This window comes from Nonomuraea angiospora (genome assembly GCF_014873145.1).
GTDB classification, from domain to species: Bacteria; Actinomycetota; Actinomycetes; order Streptosporangiales; family Streptosporangiaceae; genus Nonomuraea; species Nonomuraea angiospora.
The window spans coordinates 1,701,201-1,721,496 of record NZ_JADBEK010000001.1 but is presented as its reverse complement, the minus strand read 5'-3'; the positions used below and the strand labels follow the sequence as shown (position 1 = coordinate 1,721,496).

Genomic DNA, 20,296 nt, shown 5'->3' with positions numbered 1-20,296 from the left:
GTCACGGGTCGGCACCTCGGCCGCCGGCACGGCCGGGCGCTCCACCAGGTCCAGGTCGAGTTCTACTCTGGCCGGCTCGGAGGCTCCAGGGCGATCACGGCGGGGACGCGGTCCGGGCCGGCGCTCGTCCGGCGGGCCCCGGCCCTCGGCGACCTGACGCGAGCGGGCGGCGGGAGGGTCATGGACCCACCGGCCAGGCTCAGCGGGGCAGCGTCGCCCTTCCGGAGGCGATCAAGACGAGGACGAAGCTCAGGCGCGCATGTTCGCACCGCCGTCGATGGCCCACACCTGGCCGTTGATCCATTCGGCGTCGTCGGACAGCAGGAAGGCCACGACCGCGGCCAGGTCGCCCGGGCGGCCCAGACGGGTGGTGGGGACGTGGTCCAGGAACATCTTCTGGAGCTGGACGTCGTTCTGCGCCGCCTGCGTCTCGCCCATGACCAGGCCGGGCATCACTCCGTTGCAGCGCACGCCCTCGGGGCCGAAGCGCCCGGCGATGTGCCGGGTGAGCGCGTTGACCGCCGACTTCGACGCCCCGTAGGCGGGGCGCTTGCGGTCGCCGGCACTGACCGCGGCGCCGGAGGAGCAGTTGACGATGCCGCCGCCGCCGTTGCCCAGCAGGTGCGGCAGGACGGCGCGCGCGGTCCGGACATAACCCAGGACGTTGACGTCCAGAGTGCGTTCCCACACGTCCAGGTCGGTGTCGAGCAGTGACTTGTCACGCCCGAGGGTGCCCGGCGACAGGTCCGCGCCGACGTTGAACAGGCCGTGCACGGCGCCGAACTCCTCGACGGTCCTGGCGACCATCGCGTTGACGGAGTCCTCGTCGGCGAGGTCGAAGCGCACCGCGACGGCCGAACCGCCGGCCTCGGTGATCTTGGCGGTGGTGGCCTGCGCGCCGGGGAGGTTGATGTCGCCGACGACGACGTTGGCGCCCTCCTCCGCGAGCCTGATCGCGGTCGCCGCGCCGATGCCGGTCGCCCCGCCGGCCACGATGATCGACTTGTCCTTCAAACCACGCATTGTCCGCTCCGATCGGCGATGAAGGCCGGTGGCGCGATCCCATCCGGCCACCCGCTCGGTCAAAACGTACATATGTGTACGTTTCTGTCTGCCGCTAAACGTACAATCATGTACGGTTCGCGGCAAGTTAGGGTTGGACCGTGCAGGAAAGCGGGTGCCAGTGACAAGGAAGGACGCGGTCCGCAACCGGGACCGGCTGCTCACTGCGGCGCGGCGGATGTTCGCCGAACACGGCCACGACGTCGCGCTGGAGGAGATCGCCCGGGACGCCGGGGTGAGCCGCACCACGATCTACCGCAACTTCGCCACCCGCGAGGAGCTCGCGGCCACGGTCTTCGCCGACAACGTCGCCCAGATCGAGCACCATGCCGCCGGGCTGCGCGGACAGCCCGACGGCGCGGTCAGGTTGTTCGACTTCGTCCTGGACATGCAGCTGGAAAACCGCGGCCTCGCCCAGGTCCTGTCCAGCGCAGACCTGCAGTGGTTCATCGAGCATGCCCGCCGCATCGCGGCCTGCTTCGAGCCTCTCCTCGACGCCGGCCGCGCGGCCGGCGTCGTCCACCCCGTCGTCGACGTGGACGACCTGATGCTCGCCATCTCCATGGGGGAGAGCGCCGTCGCCACCAGCGACGTCGCCCAGCGCGACAGCCGTCACAAACGCGCACGGGAAATGCTGCACCGAGCCCTCTTCACCCGCTGACGCCCGCCGGCCCTCGGGGTGGCGGCCTCGCCGCTCCCGGTCCGGAGCGGCTCGCGGGGAGCGGCGAGGCGGGCGTCAGGCGGGAAGGGGCTCAGCCCGTGTAGTCGGTGGCGCGGGTCTCGCCGCTCGGCCACAGGTATCTGCCGTGGTCGGCCGTCGTGTAGGTCCGGTTGCCGTCTCCCGTACGGGCCTGGACGAGGTTGCGACGCCAGGTGGAGCCGCGCGCCGAGCCGCCCCAGATGTTGCCGTACAGGAAGCCGTAGAGCTGCTCGAGCTCGGCCGAGAAGACGTTGTCGGTGACGGTGATGTTCGTGGCGTTGTCGACGACGCCGATGCTGATCGCGTAACCCCAGCCGGAGACGTAGTTGTTCGTGAACGAGATGTGGTCGTAGACGCCGTCGCCCTGCAGGGCCAGGGCGTTGGTGTTGCCCAGGGAGGCCAGGGTGTTGTGGTGGACGATCATGGGGCCGCCGTCGCCTTCGCTCTGCGGGCCTATGCCGTCGTGGTGGTATTCGTCGTGCGAGGTGTCGGCCATGTCATGGATGTAGTTGTTCGTCCACGTCGACGGGCGGTCCGGGAAACCCGTCACCATGATCATGCCGGCGTTGCCCCAGATGTCGTTGTGGTCCATGACGGCCACGGCTTCCTTCATCGTCGTGGCGAGCTGCCAGGACTTCTCGAAGGGCGTGCCCGGCTTGGTGTGGGACGAGGAGACGGTGCCGTCGTTGCCGGGCGGCATCGCGTAGGAGCTCGGCTTGAACGTCGAGTAGAGGAACTTGATGTTGTTGTCCGAGTAGATCTGGACGAGGTTGTCGTTGGGGTTGGTGCCCTCGAACAGGCAGCCGACGAACGTGAGGTTGTCGCCGTAGATCATCACCTTCACGGCGAGGAAGCGCGTGAAGGAGATGACGCTGTTGTCCGGGAACTCGAGCCTCAGCGGTTTGTCGGCGCTCATGTCCGGCGCGTAGTCGGTGAGCTTGCCCGGATACGCGCCCAGGCCCAGCCCTCCGGCGTTGGCCGGGGTGTTGGCGTAGCCGGTGTTGGAGAAGTCCGGCCAGTAGCCGGAGCCGTCGTTGGGCCGGGCGTCGATGGCGTTCACGACCTCCTCCGAGCCGCGCGTACGTAATTCGGGGCCGGTGACGACGCTCGTGGAGAGTGCGGCCGCGGCGACGAAGGCGAGGGCGACGACGGCGGAGAAGCAGGTCCGGGCGAGCGCGCGGGAGAGCGGAAGGCGCCGGTGGTGCTGGATGTCCTGATGATCTGATGTCTTGATGTCATCCTCCGAGACGGTCGGGACAAGCTCCGCCCATGCCCGTATGGCGGCACGGGCGATCTTTCGGCATCACGTAGTGTGCCGGGTGGTCCCGGTGTTCCGGGCGATTTCTCGCGACCACACGGCGCAGCCGAAAACGTCTCCCCGTGATCACGGCCGGCCCTGAAGGACTGGCGGATCTCTTGTACGTCGGTAAACATCAGAATCGAACGGTACGAGAGTCAGGAGAGCGATGCGGGTTCCGATGACGATTGCGGACTTCCTGGACCGGGCCGAGCTGGGGTTCGCGGACAGCCCTGGAGTGATCGACGAGCCGGACCAGCCCGCACCGCCCGTGACGGCGTCCACGTACGGGCGGCTGGGTGAGCGGGTCAGGGCGTGGCAGGCGGGGCTGGACGCGCTCGGCACGCGCGAAGGCGACCGGGTGGCGGTCGTCAGCCACAACTCCGCCCGCCTCCTGGAGCTGCTGTTCGCGGTGCCGATGAGCGGCCGCGTCTGCGTCCCGGTCAACTTCCGCCTGAAGGCCGAGGAGATCGAGTACGTGGTGCGGCAGAGCGGAGCCTCGGTGGTGCTGGTCGACCCCGAGGTCCGGGAGGTGACCGCGGGAATCGAGACGGACCACCGGTTCGTCCTGGGCGAGCAGACCGAGACGGAGCTGATGCGGTTCGACGTGGAGCCGCGCCCCTGGTCGAACCCGGACGAGGACGCCACCGCGACGATCAACTACACCTCCGGGACGACGGCCCGCCCCAAGGGGGTCCAGCTCACCCACCGCAACATCTGGGTGAACGGACTGACCCTCGGCCTGCACACGCGGGCCTGGGAGCGCGACGTCTACCTGCACACGCTGCCGATGTTCCACTGCAACGGCTGGGGCATGCCGTTCGTGATGGCCGGGCTCGGCGTCAAGCAGGTGGTGCTGCGCAAGGTGGACGGCGCGGAGATCCTGCGCCGCGTGGACGAGCACGGCGTGACCCTGATGTGCGGCGCGCCCGCGGTGTGGAGCATGGTGCTGGACGCCGCGGCCGGCTGGGAGGGGGAGATCCCGGGCCGTGACCGCGTACGGATCGTGTGCGCGGGGGCGCCGCCCCCGAGCCGGTTGATCCAGCGGGTGGAGGAGGAGCTCGGCTGGGAGTTCATCCAGATCTACGGCCTGACGGAGACCTCGCCGCTGCTGACCGTCAACCGCGCCCGGCCGCAGGACGCGGACCTGCCGGGCGAGCAACGGGCCCGGAGGCTCTCGCGGGCCGGGCTCCCGGCGCTGGGGGTCAGACTGCGGGTCGCCGAGTCGGGGGAGGTGCTGGCGCGGTCGAACGTCGTGTTCGACGGCTACTGGGACAAGCCCGAGGAGACGGCGAACGCGCTGGACGACGGCTGGTTCCACACCGGCGACGGCGGCGACGTCGACGATGCGGACGGGCATCTGACGATCTCCGACCGCAAGAAGGACGTGATCATCACAGGCGGCGAGAACGTGTCCTCGATCGAGGTCGAGGACACCATCTTCAGCCACCCCTCGGTGGCCGAAGTGGCGGTCATCGGAGTGCCGGACGACAGGTGGGGGGAGACGATCAAGGCACTGATCGTACGGGCCGAGGGCGCGACGGTGAGCGAGGCGGAGATCATCACGTACTGCAAGGAACGGATGGCCGGATACAAGGCGCCGACGAGCGTGGAGTTCCGGGACATGATTCCGCGCACGGCGACCGGCAAGATCCAGAAGTTCAAGCTGCGGGAGCCGTACTGGGCCGGGCGTGACAGAGGTGTCAACTGACGCCGGGTCCGGGGGGTGCCGAGAGGCGCGGCCGGATCACGGCCGGCCTCCGCGGCGGACGTCAGAGAGTCCGGGAGCGCTCGTCGTCGTGGGCGGCGGTGGCGGCGCGGCGGCGGGTGTCGACGGCGGGAGCCAGGAAGACGGCGGAGGCCACGAAGGCGAGCACCACGAGCATGGCCGCGCGCAGGCCCCAGTGGTCGCCGAGGAAGCCGAGGCCGGGCGGGCCGACGAGGAAGGCGATGTAGCCGATGGTGGCCACCAGGCTGACGCGGGCGGTCTCGTTCGGTCCGGTCTCTCCCGCGGCGGACAGCGCTACGGGGAAGCCGAGCGCCGCGCCGAGCCCCCAGAACAGCACGGCCGCCCCGGCCAGCACCGCGTTGTCCGAGAAGATCACCAGGACGAGACCGAGCGCTCCCGAGACGGCGCTGGCGCGGATGACGGCGGTGCGGCCGAAGCGGTCGAGAAAGAAGGAGCCGCCGAAGCGGCCGATGGTCATGGCCGCGGCGAACCCGGCGTAGACGAGGGACCCGGAGGCGGTGTCCAGGCCGTGCCCGTCGACCATGAGCAGCGGCAGCCAGTCGTTGGCGGCTCCCTCGGCCAGGGCCATCGCCAGGACGATCGCGCCGATCAGCAGCAGCCGACCGTCCTTCCAGACCTTCGATTCCGTGCCGCCGGACCCGGCCTGGCCCGGTGCGCCGATGCCGGTGCCGGCGGGGATGGCGCGCATGGCGTACAGGAAGATCGCGGCTGAGATCAGGGTGACCGCGGCCAGATGCCAGTGCGCCGGAAGCCGGGCGGCGGTGGCCGCGATGCCCGCGCCGGCGCCGACGACGGTGCCCAGGCTGAAGCAGCCGTGCAGGGTGGGCAGCGTCGTCTTGCCGGTGACGCGCTCGATGTCGGCGGCATCGACGTTCGCGGCGACGTCACCGGCTCCCACGCCGGCGCCGAACCCGCACAGGCCCACCACGACCACCGGTACGGACGGCAGGAGGGCGCCGGCGCTGATGACGGCCAGGCTCACGACGACCAGCGCGGTTCCGGTGCCGATGACGGGTCTCGTCCCGTACCGGGAGGTGAGCCGGCCGGAGCAGAGGATCCCGATCATGGAGCCCAGTGACAGGCCGAACAGGATCAAGCCCATCTGGCCGGTGGAGGCCTCGAGCCGGTCGCGGATGTCGGGGGTGCGGGTCACCCATGACGACAGCGCGATTCCGGGGAGGAAGAAGAGCAGGAACAGCGCCTGCCGGCGTCGGCGCGTGGCGAGGTCCATTGAGGATGGGTCTCCGTGGTGGCTGAGGATGTTCGGCAGGCTGAGGCGGCCGGGCGTACAGATGAATGTTAATGGGGAGAAGCGCGCACATAGGTGATGAAGCAGACAAGTCGGGAGTGTCGCCTTTTGCCGTGATGCGGGCTTACTCCCGGAAAGCCCCTTGGTACGTGCGCCGGTACGCCGACGGCGTGGTCCCCAGATACCGGGTGAAGTGCTGACGCAGCCCGGTGCCGGTGCCGAACCCGCAGCGCTCGGCCACGACGTCCACGGGCAGGTGGGTGGTCTCCAGGAGTTCGCGGGCCCTGATCAGCCGTTGCTGGTTGAGCCACCGCATCGGCGGCAGGCCGACCTCCTGGCGGAATCTGCGTACGAACGTCCTGGTGCTCATCGAGGCGTACTCGGCCAGGCGCGGGACGGTGAGCGGCGCCTCCAGCCGCTCCAGCGCCCACTGCAGCACCGGCGCCAGGCCCCGGTCGCCGGTGACGGCGGGGGCGGGCGCGACGTACTGGGCCTGGTCGCCCTCGCGGTGCGGCGCGATCACCATCCGGCGGCCCACCTCCGCGGCCACCGCGGCGCCGAAGTCGCGCCGGACGATGTGCAGGCACAGGTCGATGCTGGCCGCGGTGCCCGCGCTGGTCAGGATGTCGCCGTCGTCGACATACAGGGCCCGCTCGTTCACGGTGACCCGGGGGTGGAGCCTGCGCAGCTCCTCGGCGTGCATCCAGTGCGTGGTGGCCTCCCGGCCGTCGAGCAGGCCGGCGGCGGCCAGGACGAAGGCGCCCGTGCACAGGGCGGCGATCCGGGCGCCGCGCTCGTGCGCCTCGACCAGCGCGTCGAGGAGTTTCTCCGGCGGCCGGTAGGAGGCGTCGACGCAGGCGGGCACCACCACGAGGTCCGCGTCACGCAGGACCGTCAGGTCGCCGGGGGCGCGCAGCCACAGCCCCGGCAGCGACTCCTGTTCGCCCGGCGTGCTGTGGCAGAGGGTCAGGTCGTACCAGTCGGGGGTGAGGTCGCGCCGGTCCCGGCCGAAGACCTCGCAGGGCACCGCCAGCTCGAACAGCGGGCATCGGTCAAGCACCGGCACGGGGACGGGCCCGTCGCGCCCGCCGGGCCGGGAGCCGAGCAGCTCGGCGACTGGCTGTCCGGCCACGACTTCGCCCGCCCCGCACCGGCGGCGGACACGCTGGCCGAGGTCATGGGGATGCTGCGGAAGTGGGGGGTGCACACGACGCATCCACGCTATTTCGGGCTGTTCAACCCGACCCCGACCTGGTGGGGCATCGCCGGCGAGCTCCTGGCGGCCGGTGTCAATCCGCAGCTGGCGGCCTACAGCCACGCCCCGGCCGCCGTGGAGATGGAGCGGCACGTGCTGCGCTTCGTCGCCGGCCGGCTAGGCCTGCCCACCGCCGAGGGCAGCTTCACCGTGGGCGGCGCGGAGGCGAACCTGACCGCCGTCATCGTCGCGCCGACCCGCAGGTTCCCGGCCTACGCGGGCGGCGGCCTGGCCGGTCTGGCGCGCAGGCCGGTGCTGTACGCCTCGGCCGAGAGCCATCTGGCCTGGCTCAAGATCGCCCACATGACGGGGCTCGGCCGCGACGCGGTACGGCTCGTACCCACCGATTCCCGGCACCGCATGGACCTGGCGGCGCTGCGCGAGCTGCACCGGGCCGATCTGGCCGGCGGGTTCGAGCCCTTCCTCCTGATCGGCACCGCCGGCACCACGGCCGGGGGCGCGCTGGACCCGCTGCCGGAGCTGGCGCGCCAGGCCGGGGAGTGGGGCCTGGACTTCCACGTCGACGCCGCCTGGGCGGGCGCCGTCGCGCTGTCCGACCGCCTGCGCCCGCTGCTGGACGGGGTGGAGCTGGCCGACAGCGTCACCGTGGACGCGCACAAGTGGCTGTCGGCGCCGATGGGCGCGGGCATGTTCCTCACCCGGCACCCGGACGCGCTCGCCGGCAGCTTCCACGCCAGTACCTCCTACATGCCCGCGCAGAGCGGCCAGTTCCCCGATCCGTATGCGACCAGCGTGCAGTGGTCGCGCAGGTTCGCGGGCCTGAAGGTGTTCCTCGCGCTGGCGATCGCCGGCCGACCGGCCTACGCCGAGCAGCTCGAACGCGACGTCCGGCTCGGCGAACTTCTCGCCCGCCGGCTGTCCGAGGAGGGCTGGCCGCGCGTCAACGACACCCCGCTCCCGGTGGTCTGCGTCGCCGACCCCGAGGCGGAGTCGCAGGGGCCGGAGCACAGCGCCGCCTGGCACGCCGCCGTCGCCGACCACGTCGTGAGCGGCGGCCAGGCCTGGCTGAGCACCGTACGCCTGGCCGGGCGGCCCGCGCTACGCCTCTGCCTGACCAGCCACCGGACGACCGTCTCGGATGTCGAGGCCGCGGTCACCGCCCTCAACCAGGCCCGCAAGGCTGTTTGACCGCTTGAACCGATCGTGAACAGATTTGCTGAACACTTGTGTTCTGACGCGTCCTTCCAGCATGATCTTGATGGATCGTTTCCCGGGTTCCAAGGAGGAACGGATGCGTCTTCGCGCAGGGCTTCTGGTGGCCGGCATGGCCGCCGCGATCGTGAGCGTTCTCAGCACGCCTGCCTCCGCCCAGGCGGCCGCCTGGACGTATATCGGCGTGTACACCAGCAAGCACAACTGCGTCGACGCCGGCCAGATGTGGGTCCGCGAGGGGTGGAACGCGTACGAGTGCTCGGGGGGCGGGACCTACTGGGAACTCTGGGTCCGGTAGGGGAGGCGACCGCCCGCCCGGGCGCCGTCGTCCTCGGCCGCCGGCTCTTCGACGTGGTCGTCACCACCGGCCCGGCCGACGCCGTCGCCGCGGCGCGCGAGCGTGCGGAGGCGGCGTCGGCGCAGGTCAGGTCAAGGAGCGCACCGCGTCGGGTCGGGTCGGCTACTTGTAGTACTGCACCCAGTACTCGACGGTGTGCTTCTTGCTGAGGGAGAAGGTCGCCCAGTACGTCGAGTGTCCGGCGTTGCTGATGCGGACGATGCCGTACTTGCCGTTGCAGGGCCACTTGCCGGACTTGGCGACCTTCTCACCGCCACCCCAGCGGCGCAGGAACCAGAGGTCGACCTTGAGCTGCGAGTCGTTGCCCCAGCAGCGGGCCTTGACCTGCATCACGCGGACACCCGAGGGCCGCTGCCAGGTCGCGGTCGAGAAGTAGCCCTTCTGGGGGCCCAGCGCCTCGTGCCGCTGGGTGTGCCAGGCGGCCATCGTCGCTGTGCTCGCGTGGGCCGAGACCTCGCTGTGTGCCGCCGGGGCCGCGACGGCCGGTGCGGCCGTCACCAGGGACAAGCTGGAGGCGGTGGCGGCGAGGGCGAGGGAGACGCTTGCGAGACGCATGGGAACCTGCCTTTCTGTTTCCAGCGACGTTGTCGGTCCGTTTCTGAGCAACAAGGTGCCGTGGAGCGTGTTGAGTCAGCGTTGAGTAGGTGTTGAACGCCCTCCGCGCAGGGAGATACGGCAGGCTAGCCGTTGTGATGGCGATTCATTCGTTGCCCACGCAGCGGCAGGCGGAGCCGTACCAGCTGATCACCCGTCTGCCACCGCCGCACCTGCGTCCGTACGTGCTGGGGTGGGCCGGCTTTCGCACGCGGGCGGGAGAGCCCGCCCACCCCAGCCGGATGCTGCCGCTCAACGCGGCCACCCTGATCATCGACTTCACCGGCATGAGCCCGATCGTCACCGGTCCCCGTGCCACCGCGACGTTCTCGGCCCACACGCCGTGGCGTCACGGGGTCGCGGTCGGGCTCACGCCCGCCGGGATGCCGGCGCTGACGGGGGCGCCCCTGCGCGAGGTGGCCGGCACGAGCGTGCGTCTGGAGGACCTCCTCGGCACCCGTGCCGAGGAGCTGACCGGCCGGCTGCTCGCGCCGGAGAGCTGGGCGGACCGCTTCAGGCTGCTGGAGGAGCGGCTGACGGCGTGGCTGCGTCCCGGCACCGGTGCCGACGACCTCATCATGCGCGCCTGGTGGCGGCTGCAGGAGCCGGCAGGCCCGCCCACCATCGCGTCACTCGCCGGTGAGCTGGGCGTCAGCCGTCGCTATGTCGAGCTCAGATTCCGCCGGTCGGTGGGCCTGTCGCCCAAGACGGTGGCCCGGATCGCCCGGTTCCAGCGGACCGTGGACACGTGGAGACGGCCATCGGCCACCCTGGACGAGGCTCTGGCCTGCGGTTACGCCGACCAGCCGCACCTCAACCGCGAGACGCGGGCGATGGCGCAGCTGACGCCGAAGCAGCTGTTCGCATTCGTTCAATACACCGATCAGCTCACCGGCTAGCGTGACCTTCCGCTCCGGGCCGAACGGGCGCCCGGGGGAGAGGAAGGGGCAACACGTCATGGCAGGCGTTCTCGCGGCCGATCCCACCCTTGCCGACTTCGGCGAGGACCCGCTGTGGATCACGATCGTCAAGGCCGTGCTGCTGTTCCTCTTCCTGTCGCTGGGAGTCGTCTTCGGGGTCTGGTTCGAGCGCAAGCTGATCTCCAGGATGCAGCACCGGTACGGCCCCAACCGGGCCGGCAAGTTCGGCCTCCTGCAGTCGGTCGCCGACGCGATCAAGATGGGCTTGAAGGAGGACCTCTTCCCGCGCACGGTGGACCGGGTGCTCTACCTGCTCGCCCCGGTCGTCATGGTGGTGCCGGCGTTCCTGGCCTTCTCGATCGTGCCGTTCGCGGGGATGGTCAACCTGTTCGGCGTGCGGACGCCGCTGCAGCTGGTCGACCTGCCGGTGGCGGTGCTGTTCATGCTCGCCATGGGCGCGGTGTCGGTCTACGGCGTGGTGCTGGCCGGTTGGTCGTCGCGCTCGCCGTACGCGCTGCTGGGCGGTCTTCGCTCGGCGGCCCAGGTGGTCTCGTACGAGATCGCCATGGGCCTGTCGTTCGTGGCCATCTTCCTGTTCGCCGGGACGCTGTCCACCTCGGAGATCGTCAACGCGCAGGGGCAGACCTGGTTCGTGTTCCTGCTGATCCCGTCGTTCGTGATCTACGTGATCTGCATGTTCGGCGAGGCCGCGCGCATCCCGTTCGACCTGCCCGAAGGCGAGGGCGAGCTGGTCGGAGGCTTCCAGACCGAATACTCCTCGTCGCTGAAGTTCGCCCTGATCATGATGGGCGAATACCTGCACACCTTCACCGCCTCGGGCATCGCCGTGACGTTGTTCCTCGGCGGCTGGCGGGCGCCGATCCCGATCTCCTGGTGGGAGGGCGCCAACCAGGGCTACTGGCCGGTGCTGTGGTTCCTCATCAAGTTCGTGCTCACCTTCAGCTTCATCATCTGGGTGCGGGCCTCGCTGCCGCGCGTGCGCTACGACCAGCTCATGTCGCTGGGCTGGAAGGTGCTGATCCCCGTCAACCTGGCGTGGATCATGCTCGTGGCCGGCGTGCGCAGCGTGATGCTCAACGAGGAGTCCCGGATGATCGCCCTCGGGGTGACCGGGGTCATCGTGATCGGTGGGCTGGCCATCTGGATGCGGTTCGACACCGTCGGCCAGCGGCGCAAGGAGGACCGGAAGGCCCAGGTCGAAGCCGAGTTCGAGGAACTGTCCGAAGAGCCGGCGGCGGGCGGCTTCCCGGTGCCGCCGCTCGATCTGCCGCACTACCACGGCGTCTCCCGGCCGTGAGGCGCGTCGCCGCCCTCCCCGGGAGGAGGGCGGGCCGCCGGTCCCGATCAGCCGAAGCGCAGCGGCAGCGTGTCCGGGCCCTGGATCCCGAGGGGGCCCTGCCAGGCGATCGGGCCCGCGACGGAGGGCGGGCCCAGCCGGGCGGCGAGGATGGGCAGTGCCTCCCCTATCTCGACGCGGGCCAGAGCCGCGCCCAGGCAGTGGTGCGGGCCCGCGCCGAACTGCAGCGGGGGATTGTCCCTGACCGCCGTGATGTCGAACCGGCCGGCGTTCTTGTGCGCGCGCGGGTCGCGCTGGGCGATGCTCACGCACATCGTGAGGAACGTCTCGCGCGCGATGTGCAGTCCCTCGTAGTCGAAGTCCTCCGCGGCGAAGCGGTAGATGGTGCCCGCCGAGGGAAGCCAGCGCATCACCTCCTCGACGGCCTGCGCCGCCAGCTCCGGCCGCCGCCCCAGCAGGGTCCACTGGCCGGGGTGCTCGGCGAAGACGACCATGGCGTTGGCGAGCTGGTAGCGGGTGTTGTCCTGGGCGCCGAACACCAGCGTGACCAGGAGGTTGCGCAGCTCGTCCCTGCTGACGCGGCCGTCGTCGGCATGGTAGGCCGCGACCAGGGCGGAGCTGAGGTCGTCGGTCGGCCTGGCCGACTTCTCCTCGATGAGAAAGTCGGCGTAGTCGTTCAGGCCGCGTACCGCGGCCTCCACCCTGGCGACGACGTCGCCGCCGGACGCGAGGCTGAAGACCAGGCCGATGTCCCTGGTCCAGGCGCCGAAGACGTCGAAGTCCTCGGGCGGCACGCCGAGCAACCGGCACATGACCGTCAGCGGCAGCCGGGAGCCGAAGTCCTCGACGAACTCGCACGTCTCGGCCGATGCCAGGCCCTCGGCCAGCTGCTCGGCCTGCTCCCGGATGAACGGCCGCAGGCTCTCCACCGTGCGCGCGGTGAACGCCTTGCTCGTCAGGCGGCGCAGGCGGCGGTGATCCTCTCCTTCGTGGTTGACGATCATCGGGACGAACCAGTCGTAGATCGGGCCGTCGAAGATCCCGTTCGTCTCCAGGTACCGCTTGCCGTTGTGGTCCAGCCTCCGGTCGCGTAAGAGGTCGTTGGCCTGCTCATAGCGCAGCACGAGCAGGCCGATGGGGCTGGTCGCGTACCAGCTTTCCGCCTGGGCCGCGACGACCTCGGGGGCGCCGAAGTCGAAGGCCGGATCCAGGACGTCGAGGAACGGCACGTTCGGGGCAGTGGGTGCCTGGCCCACGGATGTCGACAACGTCATCCTCCCTGCGGAGATGGGCGTACGGTCCACATTCCCCCGGCACCGCGGCGAAAATGAAGTAACGCGCCACGCACTCTTTTGAGGCGTGGCGTTCGCGATCAGGGCGCCGGGTTCTTCTTGCGGAAGGCGGCCAGCTCCTCGGCGGCCTCGTTCAGATCCTTGGCCGTGTCGATGGCTCGCCAGTAGACCCCTTGAGGCAGCTCGTAACCCGCCAGGCGGCGCCGGCGGGCGAGGTGGGGGAACGTGCTGCGCTCATGGTCGCCGACCTCCGGCAGCATCGAGGCGAACTCGGCGGAGAAGACGTAGACACCGGCGTTGATCGGATAGGGCGACGGCGGGGCCTCGACGAAGTCCAGGACGTTGCCGAAGCGGTCGATGTCGACGGTCCCCCAAGGCAGGCGCGGGCGGGCCAGGGCGAGGGTGGCATGGGCGTCGCGTTCATGGTGGAAGTCCGCCATGGCGCGCAGGCTGAAGCGGGTCCAGATGTCGCCGTTGGTGGCGTACCAGGGCTCACCCGGGCGGGGCAGGGAGGCGGCGGCGAACTTCAGCCCGCCACCACGCCCCAGCGCTTCGGTCTCGATCACCGGGGTCACCTTGAGCGGCAGGCTCACGCCGCTCAGCCAGTCGAGCACGACCTCGGAGAGGTAGCCGCAGGAGATGATCGCATCGGTCACCCCCTCCGCCGCCAGCCATTCGAGCTGGTGGCCGATGATGGGCAGGCCGGTGCCCGGGATCTCGATCATCGGCTTGGGCCGGGTGTCGGTGTAAGGGCGCAGGCGTGATCCCTTGCCACCGGCGAGGATCACGGCCTGGGTCACCGGCCGCGACACCGGCGGCGACTCGCCGGCGGAGGGGATGAGATCGTCGAAGGTCATCCCCGCAATTTATCCGTCTGGCGGCGCCGGCCCCGACACGCTCACCCGGACCCGGTGACCGGCTCACCGAAGCGTTCGGCGAACGCGGCCCGGTTGACCGACTCCTCCGACCGGTCCCACACCGCGAACACCACCCGTTCGAACACCCCGCCCCCGGCCAGGTGGGCGTGGAAGGCCGCGGCGACCTCGCGCGGGTCGTTGCGGAACACTCCGCACCCCCACGCCCCGAGCACGAGCTGCCGCGCGCCGTGGTGCGCGGCGACCGCCAGCACGCGCCCGGCACGCTCGTGCAGCGCCCGCCGGATCCGCGGCCCCGCGCCGGGATCGCGCCGCAGCAGCTGCCCGGCGTTGGGCGCGGGCGAGGTCAGGAACGAGACCGGGTACGGCTCACCGAGCAGCCGGCCGCGCTCGTCGCGGTGCACCGGCACGTCGGGAGACCAGATGACCCGGTGGCTGTAGAGCAGGTCGGAGGAGGCGCGGTGCGCGGCGTAGTAGTCGGGGGCATTCAGCAGGCAGGGGTGCAGCAGGCTCGCGCGGCACAGGTCCTCCTCCTGCGCCTTGGCCCCGCCGAGGTAGCCGCCGCCGGGGTTGCGGGCCGAGGCGAAGTTCAGCACGGCGATCCGTTCGGCGCCCGCCAGGTGCAGCCGCCGCGCGGCCTGCAGGCTGCCTTCCGCGGTGACCTCGAAAGACGTGCGGTGGCCGCCGGGGGTCGGCGCCGCGATCGGCTCGTCCGGCGGATGGCTCACCGTGCCCGAGACCGCGGCCGCCAGCGCGGGGCCCACGGTGACGAGGGTGCCGTCCTCGGCGGTGTAGTGCCCGTCGGTGGCGATCCGCTCGTTGACCGTCGCGACACCGCTCAATCTGTTGCCCACGCGGCCTCATCGTAGATCGTGACCACCGCCGCGATCGAACGGTTTTGCGGCACGATCTGAGCGGCCCCGACCGCGGCGGGTTGGTGAAAGCCGGGGGCGGTGCGCGAGCGGCACGCTGTCCTGGCCGGGCAAGCTGCCGTGACGTTGAGGAGCACTTTCATGTCGACTGTCGTGATCGCCGCCGCGGCGGTCTTCTTCCTCGGGATGGGCGTTTACGGCCTCCTCGCGCCTGCCGCGCTGATCAGGCCGTTCCGGATCGTGGCCGACTCGGCCGAGGCGCGGACCGAGGTCCGCGCCGTGTACGGCGGCTTCGGCGTGGCCGTCGCGGGCCTGCTGCTGGTCGCGGCGGCCGGCGCGGGCGGGATGCGGACCGGCGTGGTCGTGGCAGTCGCCGTGTCCCTGCTGGGCATGGCCGCCGGCCGGCTGGTGGCGCGGTCGGTCGAGCGGCCGTCGGCGTTCTACCCCTCGTGGCTGTATTTCTGGGTGGAGGCCGCGGGCGGTGGCGCGCTGCTGGCCGCCGTCGCCTGGTGAGCCGTCACACCAGGGGATCCAGGCACCGGATCGTGAGACGCCGGGCGAGCAGGTCGCTCGGGGGCAGGCCGAACATCGCGTGGAACGCGGTGCTGAAGTGGGATGGGCTGGCGAAGTAGCCGTCGGCCGCGGCGCGGGTGAGGTTCTCGCCCGCGGCGAGCGCGCGGGCGGCCCGGTGCATCTGCGCCCACAGCCGGAACCGCCGGTACGAGGTGCCCGTACGTTCCCTGAACAGCCGCAGGAAGCGTGACTCCGACAGCCCCAGCTCGGCGGCCAGCAGTGCGGCGGGCAGGGGCTCGTCCGCGCCGATCAGGCGGCGCAGGGCGGCGGCGATCCGGGGATCGGTGAACGAGGCCGTCGTGCGGCCGGTGGCCTCGTCCGTCCAGGCGGTGATCTGCCGGTCCGGGCTGTGCGCGGAGATGGCCGCCGCCCGGACCAGCAGGCCGGCCTCGGCTTCGTGCCCGGTCAGGACGCCGTCGTCGCCGGCGGTGAATCTGGCCCGGCACGCCCGGTCCTCGGCCGAGCCCGGGTCGAGGTAGAGGAAGACCATGCGGTCGCCGCCCGCCGTGAGGTGGTGCCGGATGCGCGGCGGGACGAGAGCGGTCCGCGCCCGCAGCTCGCCGCCGGGCGTGCGCCGTACGGCGAAGGGCGCGTCCACGCCGACGGCCACGCACGCCACCGCGCCGGAGTGCGGGCCCAGTCGCAGGGACGGCCCGGCGTACAGGGCGCGGCCGGGCCACAGCCACACCGCCGCCTCCCTGTCGCGACCGGTCCGTGAAAGCGCTGACATCGACGTCTCCCGCAGATTCGGAACGTTCATCGGAGGATACGGCGCTCATGTTCGCCTATGTTCGCCCGTGGGGGCCGCGCCGCGTCGTCCTGCGGCACAATCGGGTGATGACCGATCATCTGATGCCCTTCATCGGCCTGTGCCTGCTGATCACGATCACGCCCGGTCTCGACACCGCCGTGGTCGTCCGCAGCACGATGAAGTTCGGCCGGTCGGCGGGCATCCGCACGGCGCTCGGTTGCGCGGCGGGGCTCTTCGTGCACGCCACGCTGGTCGCGTTCGGCCTGGCGGAGCTGTTGCTGCGCAGCGAGGCGCTGTTCGCGCTCGTCAAGTTCACCGGTGCGGTGGTGCTGGTCGGCCTCGGCCTCCGCTCGCTGTGGGCGGCCTGGCGCATCGGCCCCGCGCACGGTGCCGCCGTCCCGGCCCTCACCGAGCCCGGACGGCGCGGCACGCCCTTCCTGCAGGGGCTCCTGACGAATCTCACGAATCCGAAGGCCACCCTGTTCTTCCTGGCGGCTCTCCCGCAGTTCGTGCCGGTCGGCTCGCCGGGCCAGGCCGTGCCGGTCGCCCTGGGGCTGGCGATGATCGCCGTGGCCTTCAGCATGACCGGGCTGGGCCTGACCGCCCTGAGCGTTCACCGGATTCGTCACCTGCTCCGCTCCCGGCGCGTCCGGCGCGTCCAGGAGGCCCTCCTCGGCGCCACCCTGATCGCGCTCGGAGTCCGCGTGGCCACCGAGTGACCTTCGCGATCGCCGGCCCGAGACGATCGTACCGTACACGCCGTCAGCTCGCGCAGCACCCGGCGAGGCCGGCGAGCCCTGATCGACGCCCGGACGGTGGTCGAGCGCGGTGAGGACCGCGAACTGGGGGCCCGTCAGGACCGGCCACCGCCTCAGAGCGCCACCGTGCGAAAGCCCGCGTTGCCCATGCTGGAGTCGGGCGTGTTCGACGATCTGGCGGCGTTGCGGTAGCGGTTGCAGTAGGAGTCGTGGCACAGGTACGAGCCGCCGCGCAGGACCCGGAGCGCCGGGGCGACCCGGGGACGCGGGTCGTGGACCGGCCCCCTGGCCCGTTTCGCGTACGCGCGCGGGTCGAACGGGTCGTCGCACCACTCCCAGACGTTGCCCACGGTCTGCCAGAGCCCGAAGCCGTTCGGCGCGAACGTGCGCACGGGCGCGGTGCCCGGCCAGCCGTCCTCGGCGGTGTCGTGATCAGGGAACGAGCCCTGCCAGATGTTGGCCCGCCAGTTGCCGTGGGCGTCGAGGAGGTCGTCGCCCCACGGGTAGCGGGCGCCTTCGAGGCCGCCGCGTGAAGCGCGCTCCCACTCGGCCTCCGTGGGCAGGCGCCGCCCGGCCCAGGCGCAGTAGGCCCGGGCGTCGTGCCAGGTCACGTGGACGACGGGATGGTCCTCCCGCCCGAGGATGCCGGACCGCGGGCCTTCCGGGTGCCGCCAGTCGGCGCCCGCGACGCCGAGCCACCAGGGGGCGCGGGGCGACCTGCCGACCACCTCCGCCCGCGGGTGGACCAGCGTGTGGAAGACCGCCGACAGCCCCGCGAGCTCCGCCTCGGTGCGATATCCCGTGTCGTCGGCGAAGCGGGCGAAGTCGGCGTTGGTGACGGCGGTCGCGTCGATGTCGAACGCGTCGAGCGACACCTCGTGCGCCGGCGTCTCGCCGTCCCCGGCCAGGCCGTCGCCGAAGGGGTCGCCCATGCGGAAGACGCCGGCCCCGACGTGGCACTGCTCGATCGGATGGGCGCCGCGCCCGGCCGGAATCGGCTCGCGACCCGGGGAAGCCGCCAGGTGCGGCGCGCAGCAGGAAGAGGAGCCGGACCTATCGACAGGGTGTGCCACTTGTGTCATGGTATCACCATTCCACTTGTGGCACGGTTAGCTCCGTTACAAGGACGGGCACATTTGATGAAGCTTGAGATTCTGCTGCTCGGCGCGCTGCTCAGTCGCCCCAGCACCGGCTATGAGCTGAAGAGGTTCTTCGACACGCACGGCCGGTTCATGCGCTCGAACACGACCATGAGCCAGGCGTACCGGACGCTGGCGGCGATGGAGGAGCGCGGCTGGGTCGAGCACACGATCGAGGAGCGCCCCGGGGCGAGCAACGCCAAGCGCTACCACGTGACCGAAGAGGGCCACACGGTCTTCACCGACTGGCTGACGCGCCCCTACAACCCGCCCACCCGCTTCCAGGACCCCGACCTGTACGCGCGGCTGGGCAGTGCCGGGTTCATGACGGTCGAGCAGGTGATCGGCATCCTCGACGTCGAGATCAACACCCGGGTCGCCGAGGTCGCGCGGTACCGCCATCGTGACCGCAGCCGGTTCGACGAGCCGCCGCGGGGCTACGACGTCGAGCTCGGCGGCCAGATGGACGAGTGGCTCCACCGGCGCGGGGCCGAGGCGATGGACCGCCACATCGCCTCACTGGTCGAGCTGCGCCGCCGGCTCCTCGACGGAGAGCCGATCAACGCCGACCACGCCGAGGAGGCGACGCGATGAGAGCCGTCATCCTCATGTTCGACAGCCTGAACCGGCACATGCTCGCCCCTTACGCCGACACCTTCGTCGACGCGCCCAACTTCGCGCGGCTGGCGGCCAAGGCCGTGACGTTCGACAACTTCTACGCCGGGTCGCTGCCGTGCATGCCGGCGCGGCGCGAGATGCACACCGGCCGGTACAACTTCCTGCACCGCAGCTGGGGCCCGCTGGAGCCGTTCGACGACTCGATGCCGGAGCTGCTCAAGCGGGCGGGCGTGCACGCGCACCTGGTCTCCGACCACCCGCACTACTGGGAGGACGGCGGCGCGACCTACCACACCCGCTACAGCACCTGGGAGTTCTTCCGGGGCCAGGAGGGCGACCCGTGGAAGGGCGTGGCCGGCGGCGACGGCGGGTCTGCGAGCCCGTACGGGGCCATGAAACGGCAGGACGTGATCAATCGCACGTACATGCCGACCGAGGCCGAGCACTCCCAGACCCTGACCGTCGACGCGGGGCTGCACTTCCTGGAGACCAACGCCGACGCCGACCGGTGGTTGCTGCAGATCGAGCTGTTCGACCCGCACGAGCCGTTCTTCACCCACCAGCACTACAAGGACCGTTACCCGCACGACTATGACGGGCCCGCGTTCGACTGGCCGCCGTACCAGAAGGTGCTGGAGCCGAACGAGCAGGTCGAGCACGCCCGCATGGAGTACGCCGCGCTGGTGTCGATGTGCGACCGCTCGCTCGGCCGCGTCCTGGACTTCATGGACGAGCACGGCATGTGGGACGACACCCTGCTCGTCGTCAACACCGATCACGGTTTCCTGCTGGGCGAGCACGGCTGGTGGGCCAAGTCGGTGATGCCGTGGTTCAACGAGCTGGTGCACCTGCCGATGTTCCTGTGGGACCCGCGGACCGGCGGGCGGGACCTGCGGCGGGGCGAGCTGGCGCAGACCATCGACATCGCGCCGACCGTGCTGCGCTACTTCGGCCTGGAGCCCACCCCTGACATGCAGGGCGCGGACCTCGCCCAGGACGGGCCGCTGCGGGAGGGCGCGCTGTTCGGCATCCACGGCGGGCACGTGAACGTCACCGACGGCCGCTACGTCTACATGCGCGCGGCCAGGGAGGCGGCCAACGGGCCGCTGGAGGAGTTCACGCTCATGCCCACGCACATGCGCGCCCGGTTCTCGGTGGCGGAGCTGAGGGAGTGGGAGCCGGCCGAGCCGTTCGCCTTCACCAAGGGCCTGCGCACGATGCGGATGCCCGCCTCGCCGAGCTGGATGAACCCGTGGCGGCACGGCACGCTGCTGTTCGACCTGCACGAGGATCCGGCGCAGGAGAGCCCGATCGTGGACGACGACGTGGAGCTGCGGATGATCGAGCTGCTGCGCCGGCTCATGGTCGGCAACGACGCCCCGCCCAGCCAGTTCGAGCGCCTGGGCATCCCGCGTGAGGGCGCGGTCACCCGCGAGCACCTGCTGGTCCGCGAGCAGCGCGAGCGCGCGGCGGCCGTCGCCGTGCCGCTGCCCGCGGAGACGGACTTCCAGGCCCCCGCCCTGCTCCGCACGCCGATCCTGGAGCTGCTGGGCGTCGCCGGCGCCAAGGACGTCCTCGCGCAGGAGGCCCCGGCCCTGGTGCAGTCGGAGCTGCTCGCCGCCCCCGCCCCCATGAGCCTGCTGGACCTCGCCCGTCTCGGCTTCGTGCCCGCCGCGGTCCTGCGCCGCATCGACGAGCAGTTCGGCCTTCTCTCGGCAACACCCGCCGCCTCCTCCGACTGA

General features: G+C 71.1%; 21 protein-coding genes. 10 read left to right on the top strand and 11 right to left on the bottom strand.

The annotated features are described in order from the left end of the window. Positions 1 to 249 precede the first annotated feature (249 nt). Positions 250 to 1,023: an SDR family NAD(P)-dependent oxidoreductase gene (locus tag H4W80_RS07835; protein ID WP_192784454.1), complete on the bottom strand. Its 774-nt coding sequence runs from the start codon at positions 1,021 to 1,023 to the stop codon at positions 250 to 252. 154 nt (positions 1,024 to 1,177) lie between these two features. Here H4W80_RS07835 and H4W80_RS07830 point away from each other — a divergent pair, with 154 nt between their 5' ends. Beyond that, on the top strand, positions 1,178 to 1,723 hold the full coding sequence (locus H4W80_RS07830; protein WP_192784453.1) for a TetR/AcrR family transcriptional regulator: 546 nt from the start codon (positions 1,178 to 1,180) through the stop codon (positions 1,721 to 1,723). A gap of 91 nt (positions 1,724 to 1,814) precedes the next feature. On the opposite strand, the gene H4W80_RS07825 is transcribed toward H4W80_RS07830, so the two are convergent. Further along, entirely contained in the window at positions 1,815 to 2,822 is a 1,008-nt protein-coding gene (locus tag H4W80_RS07825) for a hypothetical protein (RefSeq protein WP_192784452.1), read from the bottom strand. 418 nt (positions 2,823 to 3,240) lie between these two features. Between H4W80_RS07825 and H4W80_RS07820 the strand changes: the two genes are divergently transcribed. Continuing rightward, positions 3,241 to 4,770, top strand: a complete 1,530-nt coding sequence (locus H4W80_RS07820; RefSeq protein ID WP_225963314.1) for an AMP-binding protein — start codon at positions 3,241 to 3,243, stop codon at positions 4,768 to 4,770. Positions 4,771 to 4,831: 61 nt separating this feature from the next. Here H4W80_RS07820 and H4W80_RS07815 read toward each other — a convergent pair whose 3' ends face one another. Further along, on the bottom strand, positions 4,832 to 6,040 hold the full coding sequence (locus tag H4W80_RS07815) for an MFS transporter (RefSeq protein ID WP_192784450.1): 1,209 nt from the start codon (positions 6,038 to 6,040) through the stop codon (positions 4,832 to 4,834). A gap of 142 nt (positions 6,041 to 6,182) precedes the next feature. Then, complete coding sequence (locus H4W80_RS07810) at positions 6,183 to 7,124, bottom strand: GlxA family transcriptional regulator (RefSeq protein WP_417629235.1); 942 nt, start codon at positions 7,122 to 7,124, stop codon at positions 6,183 to 6,185. A 117-nt stretch (positions 7,125 to 7,241) separates the two neighbouring features. On the opposite strand from H4W80_RS07810, the gene H4W80_RS07805 reads away from it, so the two are divergent. After that, positions 7,242 to 8,462, top strand: coding sequence for a pyridoxal phosphate-dependent decarboxylase family protein (locus H4W80_RS07805; RefSeq protein ID WP_192784448.1), 1,221 nt, complete (start codon positions 7,242 to 7,244; stop codon positions 8,460 to 8,462). Between the two features lie 103 nt (positions 8,463 to 8,565). Further along, the gene (locus tag H4W80_RS07800; RefSeq protein WP_192784447.1) at positions 8,566 to 8,784 is read left to right on the top strand and encodes a hypothetical protein; all 219 of its coding nucleotides are present in this window, start codon (positions 8,566 to 8,568) and stop codon (positions 8,782 to 8,784) included. 162 nt (positions 8,785 to 8,946) lie between these two features. On the opposite strand, the gene H4W80_RS07795 is transcribed toward H4W80_RS07800, so the two are convergent. Next, the gene (locus H4W80_RS07795; protein WP_192784446.1) at positions 8,947 to 9,399 is read right to left on the bottom strand and encodes a hypothetical protein; all 453 of its coding nucleotides are present in this window, start codon (positions 9,397 to 9,399) and stop codon (positions 8,947 to 8,949) included. Between the two features lie 137 nt (positions 9,400 to 9,536). On the opposite strand from H4W80_RS07795, the gene H4W80_RS07790 reads away from it, so the two are divergent. Together H4W80_RS07790 and nuoH are read left to right on the top strand one after the other, a co-directional pair. Further along, entirely contained in the window at positions 9,537 to 10,337 is an 801-nt protein-coding gene (locus H4W80_RS07790; RefSeq protein ID WP_192784445.1) for a helix-turn-helix domain-containing protein, read from the top strand. A gap of 58 nt (positions 10,338 to 10,395) precedes the next feature. Continuing rightward, a complete protein-coding gene (gene nuoH / locus H4W80_RS07785) occupies positions 10,396 to 11,676 on the top strand; it encodes an NADH-quinone oxidoreductase subunit NuoH (protein WP_192784444.1) in 1,281 nt (426 codons plus the stop codon). Positions 11,677 to 11,723: 47 nt separating this feature from the next. On the opposite strand, the gene H4W80_RS07780 is transcribed toward nuoH, so the two are convergent. From H4W80_RS07780 to H4W80_RS07765, 4 genes are all read right to left on the bottom strand, one after another. Beyond that, positions 11,724 to 12,944: a cytochrome P450 gene (locus H4W80_RS07780; protein ID WP_225963313.1), complete on the bottom strand. Its 1,221-nt coding sequence runs from the start codon at positions 12,942 to 12,944 to the stop codon at positions 11,724 to 11,726. A 104-nt stretch (positions 12,945 to 13,048) separates the two neighbouring features. Further along, positions 13,049 to 13,825 carry a nucleotidyltransferase family protein gene (locus tag H4W80_RS07775; RefSeq protein WP_192784442.1) on the bottom strand — a complete coding sequence of 259 codons (777 nt, stop codon included), beginning with the start codon at positions 13,823 to 13,825 and terminating at the stop codon, positions 13,049 to 13,051. 41 nt (positions 13,826 to 13,866) lie between these two features. Continuing rightward, positions 13,867 to 14,697, bottom strand: a complete 831-nt coding sequence (locus H4W80_RS07770) for a TIGR02452 family protein (protein WP_192784441.1) — start codon at positions 14,695 to 14,697, stop codon at positions 13,867 to 13,869. Beyond that, on the bottom strand, positions 14,682 to 14,858 hold the full coding sequence (locus tag H4W80_RS07765; protein WP_192784440.1) for a hypothetical protein: 177 nt from the start codon (positions 14,856 to 14,858) through the stop codon (positions 14,682 to 14,684). The genes H4W80_RS07770 and H4W80_RS07765 overlap by 16 nt, the downstream gene beginning before the upstream one ends. Between H4W80_RS07765 and H4W80_RS07760 the strand changes: the two genes are divergently transcribed. Continuing rightward, positions 14,857 to 15,228 (top strand): DUF4345 family protein, encoded by a 372-nt coding sequence (locus H4W80_RS07760; protein ID WP_192784439.1) that lies wholly within the window; start codon positions 14,857 to 14,859, stop codon positions 15,226 to 15,228. The two genes, H4W80_RS07765 and H4W80_RS07760, sit on opposite strands and share 2 nt — an antisense overlap. Before the next feature lie 4 nt (positions 15,229 to 15,232). Here H4W80_RS07760 and H4W80_RS07755 read toward each other — a convergent pair whose 3' ends face one another. Then, a complete protein-coding gene (locus H4W80_RS07755; protein WP_192784438.1) occupies positions 15,233 to 16,018 on the bottom strand; it encodes a helix-turn-helix domain-containing protein in 786 nt (261 codons plus the stop codon). A 107-nt stretch (positions 16,019 to 16,125) separates the two neighbouring features. Here H4W80_RS07755 and H4W80_RS07750 point away from each other — a divergent pair, with 107 nt between their 5' ends. Continuing rightward, positions 16,126 to 16,758, top strand: coding sequence for a LysE family translocator (locus H4W80_RS07750; RefSeq protein WP_192784437.1), 633 nt, complete (start codon positions 16,126 to 16,128; stop codon positions 16,756 to 16,758). 152 nt (positions 16,759 to 16,910) lie between these two features. Here the strand turns inward: H4W80_RS07750 and H4W80_RS07745 are convergent, their stop codons facing one another. Continuing rightward, on the bottom strand, positions 16,911 to 17,870 hold the full coding sequence (locus tag H4W80_RS07745; RefSeq protein WP_318786751.1) for a formylglycine-generating enzyme family protein: 960 nt from the start codon (positions 17,868 to 17,870) through the stop codon (positions 16,911 to 16,913). A gap of 66 nt (positions 17,871 to 17,936) precedes the next feature. On the opposite strand from H4W80_RS07745, the gene H4W80_RS07740 reads away from it, so the two are divergent. Further along, positions 17,937 to 18,530, top strand: coding sequence for a PadR family transcriptional regulator (locus H4W80_RS07740; RefSeq protein WP_192784435.1), 594 nt, complete (start codon positions 17,937 to 17,939; stop codon positions 18,528 to 18,530). Continuing rightward, positions 18,527 to 20,296, top strand: a complete 1,770-nt coding sequence (locus H4W80_RS07735; RefSeq protein ID WP_192784434.1) for a sulfatase — start codon at positions 18,527 to 18,529, stop codon at positions 20,294 to 20,296. Before H4W80_RS07740 ends, H4W80_RS07735 begins: the two co-directional genes overlap by 4 nt.

Bases quoted from the DNA above. Each gene is read 5' to 3' on its own strand.
- H4W80_RS07835 (WP_192784454.1), bottom strand. From the start codon at position 1,023: ATGCGTGGTTTGAAGGACAAGTCGATCATCGTGGCCGGCGGGGCGACC.
- H4W80_RS07820 (WP_225963314.1), top strand. From the start codon at position 3,241: ATGACGATTGCGGACTTCCTGGACCGGGCCGAGCTGGGGTTCGCGGAC.
- H4W80_RS07815 (WP_192784450.1), bottom strand. From the start codon at position 6,040: ATGGACCTCGCCACGCGCCGACGCCGGCAGGCGCTGTTCCTGCTCTTC.
- H4W80_RS07805 (WP_192784448.1), top strand. From the start codon at position 7,242: ATGCTGCGGAAGTGGGGGGTGCACACGACGCATCCACGCTATTTCGGG.
- H4W80_RS07800 (WP_192784447.1), top strand. From the start codon at position 8,566: ATGCGTCTTCGCGCAGGGCTTCTGGTGGCCGGCATGGCCGCCGCGATC.
- H4W80_RS07795 (WP_192784446.1), bottom strand. From the start codon at position 9,399: ATGCGTCTCGCAAGCGTCTCCCTCGCCCTCGCCGCCACCGCCTCCAGC.
- H4W80_RS07790 (WP_192784445.1), top strand. From the start codon at position 9,537: ATGGCGATTCATTCGTTGCCCACGCAGCGGCAGGCGGAGCCGTACCAG.
- nuoH (WP_192784444.1), top strand. From the start codon at position 10,396: ATGGCAGGCGTTCTCGCGGCCGATCCCACCCTTGCCGACTTCGGCGAG.
- H4W80_RS07775 (WP_192784442.1), bottom strand. From the start codon at position 13,825: ATGACCTTCGACGATCTCATCCCCTCCGCCGGCGAGTCGCCGCCGGTG.
- H4W80_RS07760 (WP_192784439.1), top strand. From the start codon at position 14,857: ATGTCGACTGTCGTGATCGCCGCCGCGGCGGTCTTCTTCCTCGGGATG.
- H4W80_RS07765 (WP_192784440.1), bottom strand. From the start codon at position 14,858: ATGAAAGTGCTCCTCAACGTCACGGCAGCTTGCCCGGCCAGGACAGCG.
- H4W80_RS07755 (WP_192784438.1), bottom strand. From the start codon at position 16,018: ATGTCAGCGCTTTCACGGACCGGTCGCGACAGGGAGGCGGCGGTGTGG.
- H4W80_RS07750 (WP_192784437.1), top strand. From the start codon at position 16,126: ATGACCGATCATCTGATGCCCTTCATCGGCCTGTGCCTGCTGATCACG.
- H4W80_RS07740 (WP_192784435.1), top strand. From the start codon at position 17,937: ATGAAGCTTGAGATTCTGCTGCTCGGCGCGCTGCTCAGTCGCCCCAGC.
- H4W80_RS07735 (WP_192784434.1), top strand. From the start codon at position 18,527: ATGAGAGCCGTCATCCTCATGTTCGACAGCCTGAACCGGCACATGCTC.